Origin of the sequence: Bradyrhizobium sp. BTAi1 (assembly GCF_000015165.1) — a bacterium.
Lineage (GTDB): Bacteria > Pseudomonadota > Alphaproteobacteria > Rhizobiales > Xanthobacteraceae > Bradyrhizobium > Bradyrhizobium denitrificans.
The window spans coordinates 2,869,082-2,889,343 of record NC_009485.1; the positions used below are offsets into that span (position 1 = coordinate 2,869,082).

Genomic DNA, 20,262 nt, shown 5'->3' on the forward strand with positions numbered 1-20,262 from the left:
GCCCTGACAAATGGCGTTTCGAAGAAGGGAGCTGATGCATGAATGCCGCTGCCGACAAGCTCGCCGGCTACGCCGAGCGGTTGCAGAGCCTCGCCGCCGACGATCGGCTGCGCCGGTTGAGCCCGAGATCCGGTCTCGATTTCTCCTCCAACGACTATCTTGGCCTGGCGCAGGCGCCGCGGATGAAGCGCGCGATTGCCGTTGCCATGGAGGCGGGCACGCCGGTCGGAGCCGGCGGTTCGCGCCTGCTGCGCGGCAATTGCGAGGAGCATGAGCGGCTGGAGGCGGCGGCCGCGCGCTTCTTCGGCGCTGACAGCGCGCTGTTCTTCGGATCGGGCTACGTCGCCAATTTCGCCGTGCTGACGACCCTGCCGCAAGCCGACGACCTGCTGGTGCTCGACGCGCTGGTGCATGCCAGCACGCATGAGGGCGCCCGCGCCGGCCGCGCCGAGATCTGTCAGTTCAAGCACAATGATCCACAATCCGCCGAGGACGCGATCCTGGCATGGCGGAGGGATGGCGGCGTCGGCCGGCCTTGGATCGCTGTCGAAAGCCTGTACAGCATGGACGGCGATCTGGCTCCGCTCGACGATCTGATCGCGATCGCCGCGCGTCACGATGCATTCCTGCTGATCGACGAGGCGCATGCGACCGGGGTGCATGGCGAGCAGGGGCGGGGTCTCGCGTCGGGCTTCGAGGGACGCGACAACATCGTGGTCGTTCATACCTGCGGCAAGGCGCTGGGCGCCGCCGGCGCCCTGGTCACGGCGAGCCGGGTGCTGCGCGATACGCTCGTCAACCGCTGCCGTCCCTTCATCTTCGCGACCGCGCCGTCGCCGCTGATGGCGGTCGCCGTGCTTGAAGCGCTTGCGATCCTGCAGGACGAGCCGCAACGGCTGCAGCAGCTCTCACGGCTTGTCGCCTTCGCCCATGGCGAGATCGCGCGCCTGTTCGGCGCCACCTGGTCGTCGTCCCAGATCATTCCCTACATCGTCGGCGACAATGCGCCGGCGATGCAACTGGCCTCGGCGCTGCAGGCGCGCGGCTTCGACATTCGCGGCATCCGTCCGCCGACCGTGCCGGCCGGCACGGCGCGGCTCCGGTTGTCGCTCACCTTGAATGTCGACGAGGCCGCGGTGGTGTCGTTGCTTGACGCACTCGCCGAGGAGACCGGGGCAGGACAGCGATGGCGCAGCGCATCGTAGTCACGGGCACCGACACTGGAATTGGCAAGACCGTGTTCGCCGCGGCGCTCACGGACCTGCTCGGGGCCTGCTACTGGAAGCCGGTGCAGGCGGGGCTTGCGGAGGAGACGGATTCGCACCGCGTCCAGCGGCTCGCCGACCTGGCCGACGACCGTTTGGTCCCCGAAGCCTATCGCCTGGCCGCGCCAGCTTCGCCGCATCTCGCTGCACGTCTCGATGGCGTCAGCATCGACCCGCTGTGTTTGAACCCTCCTGACACCGGCGGCAGACCCCTGGTGATCGAGGGCGCCGGCGGCGTGATGGTGCCGCTCACCGCGGATACGCTCTATCTCGACGTCTTCGCGCGATGGCAATGGCCGGTCGTGCTCTGCGCCCGCACCAGCCTCGGCACGATCAATCACTCGCTGTTGTCGCTGGCCGCGCTGCGCAGCCGCGGCATCGCGGTGCTCGGTGTCGCCTTCATCGGCGACGCCAATGCGGATAGTGAGGAGACGATCTGCCGGCTCGGCGCGGTGAAGCGGCTCGGCCGGCTGCCCTGGCTTCCGGAGCTGACCGCGCGATCCCTGCAGCACGCCGTGGCCGCTGAATTCCGGCGGGCGGATTTCGCGCCATGATGCGCAAGGCCGTCTCGCCGATCTGGCATCCCTTCACTCAGCATGCGCTGCAGCCGGAGATGACGCCGGTCGCGCGCGGCGACGGCGCGTATCTCATCACACGCGATGGCCGGCGCATTATCGATGCGATCGCCTCCTGGTGGGTGGTGACGCATGGCCATTGTCATCCGCCGATCGTGCGCGCGATCCAGGAGCAGGCCGGGCAGCTGGATCAGGTCATCTTCGCCGGACATACCCACGAACCGGCCGAGCAGCTCGCGGCCGGCCTGCTCGATCTGGTCCCGCCAACGCTGGCGCATGTCTTCTTCTCGGACAGCGGCGCGACCAGCGTCGAGGTCGCGCTGAAAATGGCGCTCGGCTATTTCAGGAATATCGGCGAGCCGCGCACACGCATTGCCGTGATGCAGCATTCCTATCACGGCGATACGATCGGCACGATGTCGGTCGGCGCCCGCGGCGTGTTCAACGCAGCCTATGAGCCGCTGCTGTTCGATGTCGCCGTGGTGCCGTTTCCTGCCGAGGGATTCGAGCAGGCGACGCTCGACGCGCTTGCCGCGACCTGCGAACGCGACAGGCCGGCCGCCTTCATCGTGGAGCCGCTGGTGCTCGGTGCCGGCGGCATGCTCATGTATCCGGCAGCGCTGCTGCGCGAGATGCACCGCATCTGCAAGGCGTCCGGCGTGCTGTTCATCGCCGACGAGGTCATGACCGGATGGGGCCGGACCGGCACTTTATTCGCCTGCGAGCAGGCCGGCATCGCTCCCGATATCGCCTGCTACGCCAAGGGTCTGACCGGCGGGGCGATGCCGCTCGCGGTGACACTGTGCAGCGCAGACATCTTCGAGGCGCATTATTCGACCGACCGCAGGCGTACCTTCTTCCATTCCAGCTCCTACACGGCCAATCCGATCGCCTGCGCCGCGGCATGTGCCAATCTCGCACTGTGGCGGCAGCCGGAGGCGCACGCCCGGATCTCTGCCGTCGCTGCAGCACAGGAGCGCAGTGTTGCGCGCTTTCGAGAGGACGAGCGATTTTCGGATGTGCGGCGCTGCGGCACCATCACGGCGCTCGACCTTCATGCCGACGACGAGGGCTATCTCGCCGACATCGGACCGAAGCTGCAGGCGTTCTTTCGCGACAGCGACATACTGCTGCGGCCGCTCGGCCATACGATCTATGTGATGCCGCCTTACTGCGTCACCGCTGCCGATCTCGAGGCGATCTACGCCACGATCGATGCAGCGGTCGATCACGTGATCTGAAAGCCTTCCCCGGCTGCGATTTGCGCTCCAGGGTTCCGCGCATTAGCATCCTGCAAACAGGTGGGTTGCGGGAGGACGGAAGCCATGAATGCCTCGATCGACGGTGATCGCTTCAACGAGCCAAAGGAGGCCACTTCGGCCGTGATCGCGGCGCAGAGCTCCATGCTCGACGCGTTGCCTTTTGCGGACACGGCTGATTTCGCGGACGCGGCGCGCGGCTTTCTCGGCACCATCGAGGATGCCAAGGTCACGACGGCGCAGGGGCGGACCGTCTGGAGCCTTGCGCCCTACAGCTTTCTGGATGCAGAGGACGCGCCGCCGACCGTCAATCCGAGCCTGTGGCGGCAGGCGAAGCTCAACATGCATCATGGCCTGTTCGAGGTCGTGCCCGGCGTCTACCAGGTGCGTGGGCTCGATATCGCCAACATGACGCTGATCGAGGGCGAGACGGGGGTGATCGTGGTCGACACGCTGACCTCGATCGAGGGCGCGCGGGCCGCGCTCGAGCTGTATTATCAGCATCGCGGGGTCCGGCCGGTCACGGCTGTGATGTTCACCCACACCCACACCGATCATTGGGGCGGCGCGCGCGGCGTGGTCGACGAGGATGCGGTCGCCAGTGGCCGGGTGCCGCTGATCGCGCCGAACCTGTTCATCGAGCATGCGGTGTCTGAGAACATCATCGCCGGTCCCGCGATGCTGCGCCGGGCGCAATATCAGTTCGGTCCGTTGCTGGCCAAGGGCGCGAAGGGGCATGTCGATTGCGGGCTCGGCAAGAGCATGGCGGCGGGATCCGTGGCGCTGCTGCGGCCGACCGACCTCATCATGGCGACGGGTGACACCAGGACCATCGACGGGCTCGTCTTCGAATTCCAGATGGCGCCGAACAGCGAGGCGCCGGCCGAGATGCATTTCTACGTGCCGCGCTACAGGCTGTTGAACCTCGCCGAGAACTGTACGCACAACTTCCACAATCTGCTGCCGTTTCGCGGCGCCGATGTGCGCGATGCGCTGGCCTGGTCGAAATATCTCGGCGAGGCGCTGCAATTGTGGGGCGGCAAGGCCGAGGCGATGTGCGGCCAGCATCATTGGCCGGTATGGGGTGCGGGCCGGGTCGACACCGTCATCCGCGAGCAGCGCGATCTCTACAAATTCGCGCATGATCAGACCGTGCGGCTGATGAATCACGGCCTGACCGCGAGCGAGATCGCCGAGACCATCGCGCTGCCGAAAAGCCTCGAAGGCGCGTGGCATGCGCGCGGCTATTACGGCCACATCCGGCACAATGTGAAGGCGATCTATCAGAAATATCTCGGCTGGTATGATGCCAACCCCGCCAACCTCGATCCTTTGCCGCCGGTCGAGGCCGGGCGGAAATATGTCGAATACATGGGCGGCGCGGCAAGCCTGCTGGCGCGGGCGCGCGAGGATTTTGCAAGAGGCGAGTTCCGCTTCGTGGCGCAGGCGGTCAGTCATCTCGTCTTTGCCGAGCCCGACAATGCCGCGGCGCGCGCGCTGCTGGCCGATACGCTGGAGCAGCTCGGCTACGCGGCCGAAAGCGCAACCTGGCGCAATGCCTATTTGTTCGGTGCGCAGGAGCTGCGCCACGGCATGCCGGACGTCCCGGCGCGCCCGGGCATGCCGCGCGAGACCCTGGCGGCCTTGCGCACGGAGCAATTATGGGACGTGCTCGGCGTCCGGCTGAACGGGCCGAAGGCCGAGGGCAAGCACATCGTGCTGAACTGGACCTTCACCGATACCGGCGAGCGCTTCGTGCTGACCCTGCAGAACTGCGCGCTGACCTATGCGGTGGGCGTGCAGGCCTCTACGGCGGACGCGGGATTTACGCTGGCGCGCTCCACATTCGACGACATCATCGCGAAAGCTGTGACCTTTCCGGACGCGGTCGCGGCCGGAAAGATCAGCTTCGCTGGCAATCCGATGCGGCTTGCCGAGCTGATGTCCTTGATGGACGAGTTCCCGCGCATGTTTGAGATCGTCGCGCCGAAACGGACGAAGGTGACTTAGGAAGCCTAAATTAGATCGAGGCGGAGACCGGGGGCAATCGCCCGGTCTCCATGCTGCTATTCCGCGCTGCTGACCAGCCTGATGCGCGGCTCGGCGCGGTCGATCAGGCCGCGATAGGCGGCGAGATAGTCGAGCGCCATGCGCCGCGCGGTGAAGCGCCTCTCGAATTGCTCACGCACGCGGGCGCGGCTGAGACCGGCGAGACGATTGACCGCGGCGACGGCGCTGAGCTCGTCCTCGACGATGAAACCGGTGATGCCGTCATCGATCACTTCGGGGACCGAGCCGCGATTATAGGCGATCACGGGCGTTCCGCAGGCCATCGCTTCGATCATCACGAGGCCGAACGGCTCCGGCCAGTCGATCGGCAGCAATAGGCCGACCGCGCCCGATAGGAACTCCGGCTTTTCATCGTCGCCGATCTCGCCGATATATTCGACCAGCGGGTTGCCATTGATCAAGGGATAGATCAGCTGATCGTAATAGTCCTGGTCGGCGCGATCGACCTTGGCCGCGATCTTGAGCGGCACGCCGCAGCGCATGGCGATCTTGATGGCGCGGTCGACGCCCTTCTCTGGCGCGATCCGCCCGAGCACGGCGAGATAGCTCGGCGTGACCGGCTTCGGCATCAGCAGCTTTCCGGGCAATCCGTGCAGGACGGTGCGGACCCAGTTGGCATTCGGAACGGGACGGCGCTGCGCGTCCGAAATCGAGACGACGGGAACATCCTTGAACATGGAGAACACTGGCTGGTGCTCGGGCAGATCGAGGCGGCCGTGCAACGTGGTCAGGAACGGCGTCGGCTGGCGCTGGAAGAGGGAGAACGGATAATAGTCCAGATGGAAATGGAGGATGTCGAACTCCTCATCGTCGCATTTCCGCCGTACGCCTTCCAGCATCACCATGTGCAGCGCGTTGGGATCGCGCACCGAACCATCGAGGCGCAGCGCCTTCGGCCACGTCGGCGAGAGCTTTGCCGAGGTCTGGGAATCGCCGCTGGCGAACAGCGTGACGTCGTGTCCGAGGGCAACGAGCTCTTCGGTCAACCAGTGCACGACCCGCTCAGTGCCGCCGTAGAGCTTCGGAGGCACGGCCTCCGTCAATGGAGCAACCTGCGCAATGCGCATCTCATCGTCTCCTATTTGTGATGTTCGCTGACGTCCCCGATCGAAGGCACCGGCACAGCCGTAGCTGGAACGTTGTCGCATCTGCGAAGTTCCCCTCAGGCGATCACTCTTTATTCGAGACAACGTGTTCCTCCGCGTCTCAATGATGCCATCCACGATCTCCAACGCTGCCACCGCATGAACTTGACGGCCGGTATGCCGGAACCGGAGAAACCGTTTATCGTTCATTGGCCGCAACAGGTGTCGCCACCACCAGCTCACTGCACAGGAAGACAATGGATCAGCTCTCAGGCTACGCGCACCGGCCGTTTCCGTTCGTCATGCGCTATCTGCGCATGCGTCCGGTATCCCATCTCGTCATTCTCTTATCCGTTATCGGCGCAGTGGCCTGCTCGGTGGGCACGCAATACGGCGTCAAGGCGCTGGTCGACAGCCTTTCCGCGGGACCAGGTGGCAATGGCCGCGTCTGGGCGGCATTCGCCTTGTTGATGGCGCTGATCGCAACCGACAACATCCTCTGGCGTGTCGCCAGCTGGATCGCGAGCTTCACTTTCGTGCGCGTCACAGGCGATCTTCGGCGCGATATCTTCCGGCATCTCACCGGCCATTCGCCGAGTTATTTCGGCGACCGTCTGCCGGGCATGCTGTCGAGCCGCATCACGGCGACATCGAATGCGGTGTTCACGGTCGAGAACATGTTCGTCTGGAACGTGCTGCCGCCATGCCTCGCGACGGTGGCGGCGATCGCCCTGATCGGAACCGTCAGCGGAGCGATGGCGATCGCGCTGCTGCTGATCGCGGCCATGATGGTGCTGGCGATGTTCCGGCTTGCGGCGGCGGGCAAACCGCTGCACGATGATTTCGCAGACAAGGCAGCGATGGTCGACGGTGAGATGGTCGATGTGATCTCGAACATGCCGCTGGTCCGCGCATTCTGCGGTCTGCGTCACGAGCACGACCGATTCGACGCGACCGTGAACAAGGAGCTCGAGGCTCGCGGGCGCAGCCTGCGTTATCTCGAGAAGCTGCGGATCCTGCACGCCACGGTGACGATCGTGCTGACCGTGGCGCTGATGGCCTGGGCGATCTCGCTGTGGCAGCGGGGCGGGGCGACCACCGGCGACGTCGTTCTGGTGTGCACGCTCGGCCTGAGCATTCTCAACGCCACCCGCGATCTGGCGGTGGCGCTGGTCGATGTCACCCAGCATGTCGCGCGCATGAGCGAGGCGATTGCGACTTTGCTGCAGCCGCATGAGCTGCGCGATCACCCGGACGCCGAGCCGCTGGTCAAGAGCGGTGCGGCCATCGCCTTCGACAACATCACCTTCCACTATCCCGGCGGCAACAAGCTGTTCGAGAACTTCTCGCTGCGGCTGCAGCCGGGCCAGCGCGTCGGCCTCGTCGGACAGTCCGGCGGCGGCAAGTCGAGCCTGTTCACCCTGCTGCAACGGTTCTATGATCCGCAAGCGGGCCGCATCATGATCGACGGCCAGGACATTGCCCGGGTGACGCAGCAGAGCCTGCGTGAGGCGATCTCGGTGGTTCCGCAGGACATCTCGCTGTTCCACCGCTCCATCCTGGAAAACATCCGCTACGGCCGTCCCAGCGCGACCGATGACGAGGTGTTGCGGGCCGCGATCGCTGCGCGTTGCGATTTCGTCGAGACGCTGCCGGAGGGACTGCAGACCATGGTCGGCGATCGCGGCGTCAAGCTCTCTGGCGGCCAGCGCCAGCGCATCGCGATTGCGCGCGCGTTCCTCAAGGACGCGCCGATCCTGCTGCTCGACGAGGCGACCGCCGCGCTCGACAGCGAGTCGGAAGAGGCGATCCGCGAGGCGCTGAGCCGGCTGATGCGCGGGCGCACGGTGATCGCGATCGCGCATCGGCTCGCGACGTTGCGGAATTTCGATCGCGTGGTGGTGCTCAGATCGGGCAGGATCATCGAGGACGGCGCGCCCGACCGGCTCATGCAGGGAGAGGGACCCTATCGGGACCTCGTCACCCAGGAGATGAACCGGCTGGCCAAGGTCGCGGCCTGATCGTTGCGTCGCTTCCCGCGCCGGCCATGGCCGGCCGCGCGGACACTCCAACATCGCACGAGGTCAACATGTCGGCCGAACCCGCAACCGCATTCGCATCGAGCGCCCGAACCGACGAGCCCGCCGAGCAGCCATTCTACATTCCGATGACGGGACCGGCGGCGCGGCCACGGCGCTCGCTCAAGCACGACGACACCTTCATCGTGCTCGACGGCCATGGCGACATCGGCGCGTCCGCCGGCGGGCCGGACGGCCTGTTCAATGCCGATACGCGCTATCTCGCGCGGCTGGAACTGACGCTCGACGAGGTCCAGCCGCTGCTGCTCGGTTCCAGCCTGCGCGACGACAATTCGGGGTTGACCGTCGACCTCACCAATCCCGACATCTATGAGCAGGGCCGGCTGGTGCTGCCGAAGGACGTGCTGCACATCGTGCGCACGATCTTCCTGTGGCGCGGGACCGCCTATCAGCGCATCGGCGTGCAGAACCATGGCGACCGGCGCGCCAGCTTCGATCTCAAGCTCGCTTTCGACAATGATTTCGCTGATCTGTTCGAGGTGCGCGGCGCCGTCAGGACGCGGCGCGGCAAGGGCGCCAGCCGGCTGATCGGTCCGTCCGATGTCGTGCTGGACTATCGCGGGCTCGACAATGTCACGCGCACGACGGCGTTGCATTTCGATCCGCGACCGACATCGCTTGCGGTCGATGTCGCGACCTATCATTTCGATCTCGCGCCGCAGGAATCGACGTCGCTGTTCGTGGCCGTAAGCTGCAATGCGAAGGCGGGCGAACGGCCGGGCCGCTTCTTCCGCAGCCTGCTCGCGCATCGCCGCGAGATGCGCCGCTGCACCCATGGTGCGACCACGATCGAGACCTCCAACGACATTCTCAACGAGGTGCTGTGCCAGGCTGCGGCCGACCTCAACATCCTGATGACCGACACGCCGGAGGGGCGTTATCCCTATGCCGGCATTCCCTGGTATTCGACCACGTTCGGCCGCGACGGGCTGATCACGGCGATGCAGATGCTGTGGGTCGACCCGCGCATCGCTCGCGGCGTGCTGCGCCGGCTCGCCTCGCATCAGGCGGACGCCACCGATCCGCTCGCCGACGCCGAGCCGGGCAAGATCCTGCACGAGATGCGCGGCGGTGAGATGGCGGCGCTGCGCGAGGTGCCGTTCGCCTGCTACTATGGTAGCGTCGACTCGACGCCGCTATTCGTGCTGCTCGCCGGCCTCTATGTCGAGCGGACCGGCGACATCGACACGCTGCGCGAGCTGTGGCCGGCGATCGAGGCGGCGCTGCACTGGATCGACGGTCCCGGCGATCCCGATCGCGACGGCTTTGTCGAATATCAGCGCGCCTCGGAGCAGGGTCTTGCCAATCAGGGCTGGAAGGATTCCTACGATGCCGTGTTCCATGCCGACGGACGGCTGGCCGAGGGTTACATCGCGCTCGCCGAGGTGCAGGGCTACGTCTTCGCCGGCAAGCAGCTGGCGGCGCGGTGCGCCCGCCGGCTCGGCAAGGCCGATTTGGCCGAACGGCTGCAGGCGGAGGCCACGCGGCTAGCGCAGCAGTTCGAGGACGCCTTCTGGTGCGAGGATCTCAACACCTATGCGCTCGCGCTCGACGGCAGCAAGCAGCCGTGCCGGGTGCGCACCTCGAATGCGGGGCAATTGCTGTTCAGCGGCATGGTGCGCGAGGACCGCGCCCGCAGGGTCGCCGCCGATCTGTTGCGGCCGCACTTCTTCTCCGGCTGGGGCATCCGCACCGTCGCCTCTGGCGAGGTGCGCTACAATCCGATGTCCTATCACGACGGCTCGATCTGGCCGCACGACAATGCGCTGATTGCGCTCGGCCTGTCGCGCTACGGCCTGAAGCACGCGGTGGAGCAGGTGTTCGGGGGCCTGTTCGAGGCGGCGTCCTACATGGATCTGCGCCGGCTGCCGGAGCTGTTCTGCGGCTTCCGCCGTGAGAAGCATCGCGGGCCGACGCTGTATCCGGTGGCCTGCGCGCCGCAGGCCTGGGCGAGCGCGACGCCGTTCACCCTGCTCGAGGCGGCCCTCGGGCTCGAGTTCGACGCCGCTCGCGGCGAGATCCGCCTGCGCAATCCGCGGCTGCCGGCATTCCTGGACTGGGTGGTGCTGCGCGACCTCCGGCTCGGCAGCTCTACGATCGATCTGCGCATCCGCCGCCACGACGAGGACATCTCGATGGAGGTGCTGCGGCGGCGCGGCCAGATCCAGGTCTCGCTGGTGCTGGCGCAATGACGCGGACTGTGCATCGGTTCCGCAACGCTCGCGCGCTCGGCGGCCTCGTTGGGTTGTCGCTGCTCGCGGGCCTGCAGATGAATGCCGGCCATGCCCAGCAGGCGTCGCCGACGCCGCCCACGAAGGAGCCGGCGCCGCCGCCTTCGGTGACGATCCTCGGCGCGCGCGATGCGCATGGCGTGCTCGGCCGCGACGTGCGCAGTTCGACCGGCGAGGACATGGGTCACATCGTCGACGTCATCGTCGATCTCACCGGCACGGTGCGGGCGGCGGTGATTGATTTCGGTGGTTTTCTCGGCGTCGGCAGCCGCAAGATCGTCGTCGATTGGACTGCGCTCGATTTCAAGCACATCGCCGACAAGAGCGACCAGGTCACGCTGGATCTCACCAAGGAGCAGGTGAAGGCCGCGCCCGAATACAAGGAGGACAAACCCGTCGTCGTGCTCGGCGCCGCCGGCAAGCTGTCCCCCTGGATTTTCGATCATTGAGTTGATGCGTGAGACCGCCGGTCCGGCACGTCAGCGTGCTCCGGACAAGGTGGGCCTATTCTGTCCCGCGACCGTCATGAATTGAGACCGTGAGAGCGATGCCGATTGCACGGCCGTCCCTACCGCCCGACCGCGAGCCCGAGCCAGATGGCACGGACGCCGGCGCGCGCGCCGGCACCGCGCAAGAGCACGGCCCTTCTGGGAAGCCGTCGCCGTCGCAGCAGAGCCTGCGCGGGCTCGACTGGTTCATCTTCTTCCTGGCCGACGTACAGACCGGCTTCGGTCCGTTCATCGCCGTCTATCTCACGACGCAGAAATGGACCCAGGCGCAGATCGGCCTGGTGCTCTCGATCGGCGGCATTGTCGGCCTGATCGGACAGATGCCGGGCGGCGCGATCATCGATGCGGCGAAATCCGAGCGGCGCGTGGCGGGGCTCGCCGTCGCCGCCATCGGATGCTGCGCGCTGGCTTATGCGGTCTGGCCGATCTTTCCGGTCGTCGCAGGCGCGGCGACCCTGCATGCGGCCGCAAGCTGCGTGCTGGGGCCCGCGATCGCCGCGATCAGTCTCGGTCTGGTCGGTCCGCGCGGCATGGCCGAGCGTCTCGGCCGCAACGCGCGCTTCGCCTCGCTCGGCAACGGCGTCGCCGCCGCCATCATGGGAACGTGCGGCTATCTGCTCTCGAGCCGTGCGGTGTTTCTCGTCACTTTCATTCTCGCTTTTCCGACCCTGATCGCTTTGTCGCGGATCCGCGAGCGCGAGATCGACATCGCGCGGGCGCATGGCCACGCCGTGCAGGAGGACAGGGAGGTCGCGCGGCTGTCGAATCTGCTCGGCCTGCTGCGCCAACGGGCGCTGCTGGTGTTCGCGTTCGGCGTGTTCCTGTTGCAATTCGCCAATGCAGCGATGCTGCCGCTGATGGCAGGGGTGGTGACCACAAAATCCAGCGAATGGGCGCCGATGCTGATCGCATTCTGCATCGTCGTGCCGCAGGCCATCGTCGCGCTGACCTCGCCGTCCGTCGGCGCGGTGGCACAACAATATGGCCGCCGGCCACTCTTGATGCTGGGATTTTCGGCGCTCGCGATTCGCGGCGCGCTGTTCGCGGTGGTGCACGACCCCTACATCCTGGTGGCCGTGCAGATCTTCGATGGCATGACTGCCGCGGTGTTCGCCGTGATGATCCCGCTGACCGTGGCCGATGTCGCCTTCGGCAGCGGTCACTTCAATCTGGCGCAGGGGATCGTGGGGACCGCGACCGGAATCGGCGCGTCGCTGTCGACCGTGGTGGCCGGATTCGTCAGCGACAGGTTTGGCAGCGCCACGGCCTTTCTGGGATTATCGGGCGTGGCGCTCACGGGGCTGGTCCTGATCGCGCTGCTGATGCCCGAGACCGGGCAGCACGCGCGCAGGGCTTGAGGCAAGGCTTAAGGAGGGCTTGAGTCCGCTGGGCGCCTCAGGCGTCCATGCTGCGCAGGCGCTGGCGGTTGCGCAGCACGATCTGGCGGGCACCGGAGAAGCCGAGAACACCCTGGCTGTGCAGTTGCGACAGCGCGCGGGAGACGGTCTCCAGCGTCAGGCCGAGATAGTCGCCGATGTCGCGGCGGCACATCGGCAGCGCCATCATACCGGCCACGGCCAGGCGGCGGTCCATTTCCAGCAGGAAGGTCGCGACCCGCTCCATCGCGGTCTTGCGGCCCAGCAGCAGCATGTGGTCTTCCGCATGGCGGAGGTCGCCGGCGGTCATCGTCCACAGCTTGCGGGCGACGGCCACGTCGACGCTGGCGGCCTGTTCGAGGCTGCGACGCTTCACCAGGCGCACATTGGTGTCGATAATGGCTTCGGCGGCCAGACGATGCGAGGAGCCGAATTCCAGGCCGAACACGTCGCCCGGCAGATGGAAGGCGCCGATCTGGCGGCGACCGTCGGACAGCAGCTTGTAGCTGCGCACGGCGCCGGAGATAACCTGGTAGACATATTCGGCCGGCTCGTCCTCGCCGTAGATCTCCTCGTCCTTCTTGTACGAGAACTCGCTGGCGATCAGCCCGGCATGGCCGGTGATCTCGGCAAACGGATTGGCGGCAGGAGAGGGAAGGACGGTGGCGGTGGGGGTGACGACCGAATGTGTAACCGGCTGATTGAGCATGACCATCTCCTTGCGGCGGATGGCGATGTGGTACACGGCGGCTCCCGTTAAGGACATTTCGGCCGTTATCTTAAGGACGTTCCCTTACGTAGATATACGTAGATCGGCCCCTCAGGAGGCGCGCTGGGCGGTAGTCGAATGCTCGTTCGCGATCGCCTTGCGGATGCGCTTGACCAGATTGTCGTCGAGCAGCGGCTTGAGCAGGAAATCCTGGATGCCGACGGCTGCTGCGCGCGCCTCCAGCCGGTCGTCATAATGGCCGGTGATCAGCACCACTGGTGCGGTCGCACCCTGCTTGCGCAACCGTTCGGCGAGCTCGACGCCGTTGAGCTCGGGCATCTTGTAATCGACGACGAAGCAGTCGACCGGCGCATGATCCGATGCGTTGAGCAGCGCGATGCCGCTGCGGAACGTGCGGACGTCGAACCCGTCGGCCTCGAGCAGGAAGCGGAGCGAGCCGAGGACGTCGGCATCGTCATCGGCGACGTAGACCTTGGGTTTGGTGTGAACCGACATGGCACGTGCCGCGAGAATGTAATGTTGAACCGAGACACAACATTACAATCGATTCCGTCAAGGCCGCTTGATCTAGCTCAATCCTTCAAAGCGCCAGCGCGCATCGCCAGCCGCACCAGCTCGGAGAGGCTGTTCGCGCCCATCTTGGTCATCACGTTCGCGCGGTAGACCTCGATGGTGCGCGGACTGATGTCGTACTCGCGCGCGATCAATTTGTTGGAGAGGCCGGCCATCAATCCGTCCATAACCTGCCGCTCCCTGGGGCTCAGGCTGGCGATGCGGCCGAGGATGTCTTGCGTGATCGATTCGTTCTTCGCCGCCGGCTCGGCCTGTCGGATTGCCGTCTCGATCATCGCCACGAGCCGCTCGTCCTCGAACGGCTTTTCGAGGAAGTCCACCGCGCCGAGTTTCATCGCCTCGACCGCGAGCGGGACGTCGCCATGGCCGGTCATCACCAGAATCGGGAAGCTGCTGCCAGCCGCCTTCATGCGCTTCAGCAGTTCGATGCCGTCAATGCCGGGCATCCGTACGTCCGACACCACGCAACCGAAGCTGAGCGAGGGCAGGTGCTCGAGAAACGACTGCGCGTGCTCGAACAGAACCACCTCGAAGCCGGAGGAATCGAGCAGGAAGTTGAGCGAATCCCGCATCGCCTCGTCGTCATCGATCACATAGACCTTGGCCCGTTCAGCCATCATGCTCAACCCTGGTTGGAGCCGCCGGCAGGGTGAAGCGGAATGTCGCGCCACCCGCCTCGTTGTTCTCGGCCCACATGCGCCCGCCATGGGCCTCGATGATGGAACGGCTGATGGAAAGCCCGACTCCCATTCCGGTGTCTTTGGTTGTGAAGAAGGTCTTGAAAAGGTTGGGCATGACGTCGTCGTGGAAGCCTGTTCCCGTATCGGACACCGCGACCTCGATCAAGTCGTCGCTGATCCGGCGGTTTGTCGCGGCCAGTTCCCGTCGCGGAGCGTTCGACATGGCCTCCAGGGCGTTGCGGAACAGGTTCACGAGCACCTGCTGGATCTGCACGCGGTCGGCCAGAACCAGATCGGCATCCGGGTTGAGCTGGAAGCGCAATTGGACGTTCTGTTCGCGGGCGCCGGCGAGGCCGAGCGCGCCGGCCTCCTCGATCAGCTTGGACAGGCTCTCGACCCGCTTTTCCGATTCGCCGCGCGAGACGAAGTCGCGGAGCCGGCGGATGATCTGGCCGGCGCGAATCGCCTGCTCGGCAGCGCGGTCCATGGCGCTTTCGATCTTGCCGGTGTTCGGGTCGCTGCTGCCGGCGAGCAGCCGGCGCGAGCCCTTCATGTAGTTGCTGATGGCCGCCAGCGGCTGGTTCAGCTCATGCGCCAGCGCCGAGGCCATCTCGCCCATGGCGCTCAGCCGCGACACATGAACCAGCTCGGACTGCAATTCGCGTAAGCGTGCCTGGGTCTGCTGGTGCTCGGTGAGGTCATGGGCGAAGCCGGTGAAATAGGGCTTGCCGCCGGATTGCATCTCGCCGATCGACAGATGCATCGGGAAGGTCGTGCCGTCGCGGCGCCGGCCGGTCACGATCCGGCCGATGCCTATGATGTGGCGCTCGCGGGTCGAATGATAGCGGGTGAGATAGCCCGCATGACGCGACCGGTCCGGCTCCGGCATCAATTCGCTGACGTCGAGGCCGGCCGCCTCTTTCTCGGTGTAGCCGAACATGCGCTCGGCGGCGGTGCTGAAGAACTGGATGATGCCGCTGCCGTCGATCACGATCATCGCGTCGGGCACCGTGTCCAGGATCGAGCGGAAATGCTGTTCCCGCAGCCGCAGCGTCTCTTCCAGTCGCTTCTCCTGGTCGATATCGAGCGCGATGCCGCGAAGATGTCGCGGCTTGTCGGCCGCGTCGGGCACCACGCCGGCCAGCACGCGAATCCAGTGATCGCCGCCGGGCACTTTGAACGACAGGTCGAAGCCGGTGCCCTGCTGGCGGGAATGCTCGATCGCCGCTTCGACAGCCGCACGATCTTCCGGCGCGAGCAGCGCAAGAAAGACCGCGAACGTGACCTGGTCATCGGCCCCCACTCCGAACAGCTTCCGGGTGGTGGCCGACCAATAGAAATCGCCGGTGGCCAGGTCGAGATCCCAGGCGCCGAAGCCGAGCGCATTGGCGTCCTCTGGCCGGGCCGCCGCATCGGGAAAAGGTTGGGTGACGCCGCGCACTTCTAGACTTTCAATCGATTCGCCATAATGGCCGAAGCTGGATTGCCGTGAACAGGCGGTGCGGGGAGGGGCCGCACCGGTATTCTACACGAGATTTAGCAGCCGCAACGCAGGGTTGGCGTAAACTTTGGATCGACAATTCAAGGGTTTCCCCGGTTTTCCGCAAGTTCCACGGTTCACCTCGACCGGCGGGCTCCGCAGCCGCACATTGATCTATCTCATCACGGCGGGGGATTTCACCTCTATGAGCTGCATGGAAGCAATGTTTGGAGACGCGGGATGACGTTCGCGACTGTCATGGTGAGCCTAGCGCTCAGCCAGCCGAATGAAGCCCGTCTCCAGGTCGCCGGCGACTTGGCGGCGCGCTTCGAGGCCGGGGTGATCGGCGTGGCGGCCGCGGAATTTACCCCGCCGCTGTATTTCACCACCGGGGAGCAGGCCCAGGATCTGATCGAGCAAGGCGAGGCCGCGCTGCAGACGCGGCTTGGCGAGCTTGAGCAGCACTTCCGCTCGGTGGTCGGGGGGCGCGCGGCGCCATTGAGCTGGCGTGCGGCGCTGGATTTCCCGGTCCGCTACGTTCTGGCGCAGGCCCGCGCCGCCGACATCCTGGTGACCGGGAGCATTCCTCCCGGGGTGTCCGATGCATTCGCGGTCGCCAGCCCCAAGGATCTCGTGATGCAGGCGGGGCGACCGCTGCTCGTGGTTCCGGACAATGCGACCTGGCTCGACCTCTCGACGGTCCTCGTCGCCTGGAAGGAGACCCCCGAGGCCCGTCGCGCACTGGTCGATGCGCTGCCGCTGCTCGCCAAGGCGACCGACGTCGTCGTGACCGAGATCCTCGAAAACACATCAGAATACGATGCCTGCGAGGCGCGCCTGGATGACGTGGTCGCTTGGCTCGGCCGTCATCAGATCGTCGCATCGGCCCGGGTCGAGCAGCCTGGGCAGGGGCGCAACGTCGCGGCCAAGCTCGATGCCGTTGCCGCCGATGTCTCGGCCGGCCTCGTCGTTGCCGGCGCCTACGGTCATTCGCGCTTCCGCGAGCTCGTGCTCGGCGGCGTCACCGAGCATCTGGTGACGCGCACCGAGCGTTGCGTGCTGCTGTCGCACTGAAACTCAACCGCTTCATCCGAGAACAGGATCGCCGCCTTGTACAGATTTCTCGAGGAAACCGCCGGCACCTACATGACGCGGAACGTCACGACCGTGACCCGGGACACGACGATCCGCGAGCTGAGTGACATGTTCGACCGGGACGATTTCAACACCTATCCCGTCGTCGAGAACGACGAAGTAATCGGCATCGTCACCAAGTTCGACATCCTGAGATGCTTCGCGTTCACGCCGAATCAGATGCTGCCCCGCTACAGCGATCTGATGGACCGCACCGTCGCCACCGTAATGACGTCCGAGTTCATTTATGTCCGGCCGGATACGAAGCTGACGCGGGTGCTGCAATTGATGGTGGAGCATCGCATCCGCAGTCTTCCAGTGACCGACGGCAACAACCGCCTGGTCGGGATCGTCGCCCGCGAGGACATCGTTCGGGCGCTCGCGGCGGCCGCGAAGGACTGACGGCGGCCGCTCGGCTGGAACTGATACGGAAGTCTAAGACCACATCGTCCCGCACGCATGACGGCGCGCGGGACGATGCGTTTGCGTGCTTCATGCGTGCTTAATCGGTCCGCGCGCGGCCTGTTGTCGGCGAACCGGTCGCAAACTTGATTTCGATCAATTCCACGTGTGAACGATTATGGTTGCTGGGCTCGTGTTCTTTCAGCGAGATTCCGCATGAGCGCGTCCTCACCCACAAAATCAATGACCATCGGCGAAAGCGGCTTGTCGCTGACTTTCGCCGTCACCGCCTTCTTGTGCGTCTTCGCTGCGGCGAAGGCACTGGATACGGCCTTCGCGTTCCACGCCTCGCTCGCGGCTGCCGCCAGCGCGGCGTCCGTCTTCTTCATTCTCAACCGCTATTTCGAGCGTGGCGAGCTGCCGCCGCAGGAGATCAACGGCCGGCCGAACTACAATCTCGGGCCGATCAAGTTCTCCTCCTTCATGGCCATGTTCTGGGGCATCGCCGGCTTTGCCGTCGGCCTCATCATCGCCTCGCAGCTCGCCTGGCCGGCATTGAACTTTGACCTGCCCTGGACCAGCTTCGGCCGCCTGCGGCCGCTGCACACCTCGGCGGTGATCTTCGCGTTCGGCGGCAATGTGCTGCTGGCGACGTCGTTCTACGTCGTGCAGCGCACCTGCCGCGTCCGGCTCGCCGGCGATCTCGCCCCTTGGTTCGTGGTGATCGGCTACAACTTCTTCATCCTGATCGCGGGCACCGGCTACCTGCTCGGCGTCACCGAGGGCAAGGAGTACGCCGAGCCCGAATGGTATTCGGATCTGTGGCTGACGATCGTCTGGGTGGTCTACCTGTTGGTGTTCCTGGTGACGGTCATCAAGCGCAAGGAGCCGCACATCTTCGTGGCGAACTGGTTCTATCTGGCCTTCATCGTCACGATCGCGGTGCTGCATCTCGGCAACAACCCGGCGCTTCCGGTGTCGTTCTTCGGTTCGAAGTCCTACATCGCCTGGGGCGGCGTGCAGGATGCGATGTTCCAGTGGTGGTACGGCCACAACGCGGTCGGCTTCTTCCTGACCGCCGGCTTCCTCGCCATCATGTACTACTTCATCCCGAAGCGGGCGGAGCGTCCGGTCTATTCGTACCGGCTGTCGATCATCCACTTCTGGGCGCTGATCTTCCTCTACATCTGGGCCGGCCCGCACCACCTGCACTATACGGCGCTGCCGGACTGGACCCAGACGCTGGGCATGACCTTCTCGATCATGCTGTGGATGCCCTCCTGGGGCGGCATGATCAACGGCCTCATGACCCTGTCGGGGGCGTGGGACAAGCTGCGGACTGACCCCGTGCTGCGCATGCTGGTCGTGTCGGTCGCCTTCTACGGCATGTCGACCTTCGAAGGTCCGATGATGTCGATCAAGGTGGTCAACTCGCTCAGCCACTACACCGACTGGACCATCGGTCATGTGCATTCCGGTGCGCTCGGCTGGGTCGGCTTCGTGTCCTTCGGCGCGCTGTACTGCCTCGTGCCCTGGATCTGGAACCGCAAGGGTCTCTACAGCCTCAAGCTCGTGAACTGGCACTTCTGGACGGCCACGCTCGGCATCGTGCTCTACATCTCGGCGATGTGGGTCTCGGGCATCCTGCAGGGTCTGATGTGGCGGTCCTACACGGCGCTCGGCTTCCTCGAATACTCCTTCATCGAGACCGTCGAGGCGATGCATCCCTTCTACATCATCCGTGCCGCCGGTGGCGCGCTGTTCCTGATCGGCTCACTCATCATGGCCTACAATCTCTGGATGACGGTCCGTGTCGGTGAGGAAGAGGTTCAGTCGCCCGTCGCCCTTCAGCCGGCGGAGTGAGGTATCCAACCATGTCATTCTGGCAACGACACCAAGTCTTCGAGAAGAACTCGATCATCCTGGTCATCGGCATCCTGCTGGTGATCGCGATCGGCGGCCTCGTCGAGATCACTCCGCTCTTCTACCTGAAGAGCACGATCGAGGCGGTCGACGGCATCAGGCCTTACACGCCGCTCGAGCTGGCCGGCCGCAACATCTATGTCCGCGAGGGCTGCTATCTCTGCCACTCGCAGATGGTGCGTCCGCTGCGTGACGAAGTGGAGCGCTACGGCCACTTCTCGCTCGCCGCGGAGAGCATGTACGACCACCCGTTCCAGTGGGGCTCCAAGCGCACCGGTCCTGACCTCGCCCGCGTCGGCAACAAATACTCCGACGACTGGCATGTCACCCACCTGACCAACCCGCGCGCCATCGTTCCGCAGTCGATCATGCCCGGCTATCCCTTCCTGAAGGAGACCGAGCTGAACGCCGACAACGTCGCCGATCACTTGAAGACGTTGCGGGCGGTGGGCGTGCCCTACACCGACGACCAGATCGCCAACGCCGCCGCCGACCTGAAGGCGCAGGTCGATCCGGACGGTGCCGGTGCGGAGGCGCTCACCAAGCGCTATCCGAAGGCCGTGGTGCGCAACTTCGACGGCAAGGCGGGAGCGCCGACGGAAATGGATGCGCTGGTGGCCTATTTGCAGATGCTCGGCACGCTCGTCGACTTCAAGATCTACAACGAAAAAGCCAATCTGCGCTGAGATCGAGAGGCGAGCATCATGAAGCCCATCATTGCAGTCGAAAACATCGCGTCGTCACTCGTGACGACGCTGTGGACCCCAATCTTCTTCGCGATCTTCATTGCGATCGTGACGTATGCCCTCTGGCCTCGCAACAAGGCCGCTTTCGATGAGGCGGCGAGCATGCCGTTGCGGGAGGAGTAAAC

General features: G+C 65.3%; 18 protein-coding genes. 13 read left to right on the forward strand and 5 right to left on the reverse strand.

The window, feature by feature from the left end:
* Window positions 1-38: 38 nt before the first annotated feature.
* The 4 genes from BBTA_RS12920 to BBTA_RS12935 all read left to right on the forward strand — a co-directional run bounded on the left by BBTA_RS12920 (window position 39) and on the right by BBTA_RS12935 (window position 5,109).
* Window positions 39-1,205: an 8-amino-7-oxononanoate synthase gene (locus BBTA_RS12920; protein ID WP_012042933.1), complete on the forward strand. Its 1,167-nt coding sequence runs from the start codon at window positions 39-41 to the stop codon at window positions 1,203-1,205.
* Window positions 1,187-1,819 (forward strand): dethiobiotin synthase, encoded by a 633-nt coding sequence (gene bioD, locus BBTA_RS12925; protein ID WP_012042934.1) that lies wholly within the window; start codon window positions 1,187-1,189, stop codon window positions 1,817-1,819. Before BBTA_RS12920 ends, bioD begins: the two co-directional genes overlap by 19 nt.
* The gene (locus BBTA_RS12930) at window positions 1,816-3,081 is read left to right on the forward strand and encodes an adenosylmethionine--8-amino-7-oxononanoate transaminase (protein ID WP_012042935.1); all 1,266 of its coding nucleotides are present in this window, start codon (window positions 1,816-1,818) and stop codon (window positions 3,079-3,081) included. The genes bioD and BBTA_RS12930 overlap by 4 nt, the downstream gene beginning before the upstream one ends.
* A 162-nt stretch (window positions 3,082-3,243) precedes the next feature.
* On the forward strand, window positions 3,244-5,109 hold the full coding sequence (locus tag BBTA_RS12935) for an alkyl/aryl-sulfatase (protein ID WP_012042936.1): 1,866 nt from the start codon (window positions 3,244-3,246) through the stop codon (window positions 5,107-5,109).
* 56 nt (window positions 5,110-5,165) lie between these two features.
* Here the strand turns inward: BBTA_RS12935 and BBTA_RS12940 are convergent, their stop codons facing one another.
* The gene (locus tag BBTA_RS12940) at window positions 5,166-6,236 is read right to left on the reverse strand and encodes a glycosyltransferase family 4 protein (RefSeq protein ID WP_012042937.1); all 1,071 of its coding nucleotides are present in this window, start codon (window positions 6,234-6,236) and stop codon (window positions 5,166-5,168) included.
* Window positions 6,237-6,511: 275 nt separating this feature from the next.
* Here BBTA_RS12940 and BBTA_RS12945 point away from each other — a divergent pair, with 275 nt between their 5' ends.
* The 4 genes from BBTA_RS12945 to BBTA_RS12960 all read left to right on the forward strand — a co-directional run bounded on the left by BBTA_RS12945 (window position 6,512) and on the right by BBTA_RS12960 (window position 12,451).
* Window positions 6,512-8,275 (forward strand): ABC transporter ATP-binding protein, encoded by a 1,764-nt coding sequence (locus BBTA_RS12945; protein ID WP_012042938.1) that lies wholly within the window; start codon window positions 6,512-6,514, stop codon window positions 8,273-8,275.
* A 68-nt stretch (window positions 8,276-8,343) separates the two neighbouring features.
* Entirely contained in the window at window positions 8,344-10,545 is a 2,202-nt protein-coding gene (locus BBTA_RS12950; RefSeq protein ID WP_012042939.1) for an amylo-alpha-1,6-glucosidase, read from the forward strand.
* Entirely contained in the window at window positions 10,542-11,033 is a 492-nt protein-coding gene (locus BBTA_RS12955; RefSeq protein WP_049795354.1) for a PRC-barrel domain-containing protein, read from the forward strand. Before BBTA_RS12950 ends, BBTA_RS12955 begins: the two co-directional genes overlap by 4 nt.
* Before the next feature lie 98 nt (window positions 11,034-11,131).
* Window positions 11,132-12,451, forward strand: coding sequence for an MFS transporter (locus tag BBTA_RS12960; protein ID WP_012042941.1), 1,320 nt, complete (start codon window positions 11,132-11,134; stop codon window positions 12,449-12,451).
* A 37-nt stretch (window positions 12,452-12,488) separates the two neighbouring features.
* Here the strand turns inward: BBTA_RS12960 and BBTA_RS12965 are convergent, their stop codons facing one another.
* The 4 genes from BBTA_RS12965 to fixL all read right to left on the reverse strand — a co-directional run bounded on the left by BBTA_RS12965 (window position 12,489) and on the right by fixL (window position 15,893).
* Complete coding sequence (locus BBTA_RS12965) at window positions 12,489-13,178, reverse strand: helix-turn-helix domain-containing protein (RefSeq protein ID WP_012042942.1); 690 nt, start codon at window positions 13,176-13,178, stop codon at window positions 12,489-12,491.
* Between the two features lie 111 nt (window positions 13,179-13,289).
* Window positions 13,290-13,694, reverse strand: coding sequence for a response regulator (locus BBTA_RS12970; RefSeq protein WP_012042943.1), 405 nt, complete (start codon window positions 13,692-13,694; stop codon window positions 13,290-13,292).
* Window positions 13,695-13,771: 77 nt separating this feature from the next.
* Entirely contained in the window at window positions 13,772-14,389 is a 618-nt protein-coding gene (gene fixJ, locus BBTA_RS12975) for a response regulator FixJ (RefSeq protein WP_012042944.1), read from the reverse strand.
* Complete coding sequence (gene fixL, locus BBTA_RS12980; protein WP_012042945.1) at window positions 14,382-15,893, reverse strand: sensor protein FixL; 1,512 nt, start codon at window positions 15,891-15,893, stop codon at window positions 14,382-14,384. Before fixL ends, fixJ begins: the two co-directional genes overlap by 8 nt.
* A 279-nt stretch (window positions 15,894-16,172) precedes the next feature.
* Between fixL and BBTA_RS12985 the strand changes: the two genes are divergently transcribed.
* The 5 genes from BBTA_RS12985 (at window position 16,173) to BBTA_RS13005 (ending at window position 20,260) form a co-directional block, all read left to right on the forward strand.
* Window positions 16,173-17,006 carry a universal stress protein gene (locus BBTA_RS12985; protein ID WP_012042946.1) on the forward strand — a complete coding sequence of 278 codons (834 nt, stop codon included), beginning with the start codon at window positions 16,173-16,175 and terminating at the stop codon, window positions 17,004-17,006.
* Window positions 17,007-17,042: 36 nt separating this feature from the next.
* Entirely contained in the window at window positions 17,043-17,468 is a 426-nt protein-coding gene (locus BBTA_RS12990; protein ID WP_012042947.1) for an HPP family protein, read from the forward strand.
* Window positions 17,469-17,684: 216 nt separating this feature from the next.
* Entirely contained in the window at window positions 17,685-19,331 is a 1,647-nt protein-coding gene (gene ccoN, locus BBTA_RS12995) for a cytochrome-c oxidase, cbb3-type subunit I (RefSeq protein WP_041750606.1), read from the forward strand.
* An 11-nt stretch (window positions 19,332-19,342) separates the two neighbouring features.
* Entirely contained in the window at window positions 19,343-20,077 is a 735-nt protein-coding gene (gene ccoO / locus BBTA_RS13000; protein ID WP_012042949.1) for a cytochrome-c oxidase, cbb3-type subunit II, read from the forward strand.
* Window positions 20,078-20,095: 18 nt separating this feature from the next.
* On the forward strand, window positions 20,096-20,260 hold the full coding sequence (locus tag BBTA_RS13005) for a CcoQ/FixQ family Cbb3-type cytochrome c oxidase assembly chaperone (RefSeq protein ID WP_041750607.1): 165 nt from the start codon (window positions 20,096-20,098) through the stop codon (window positions 20,258-20,260).
* Window positions 20,261-20,262: the final 2 nt, after the last annotated feature.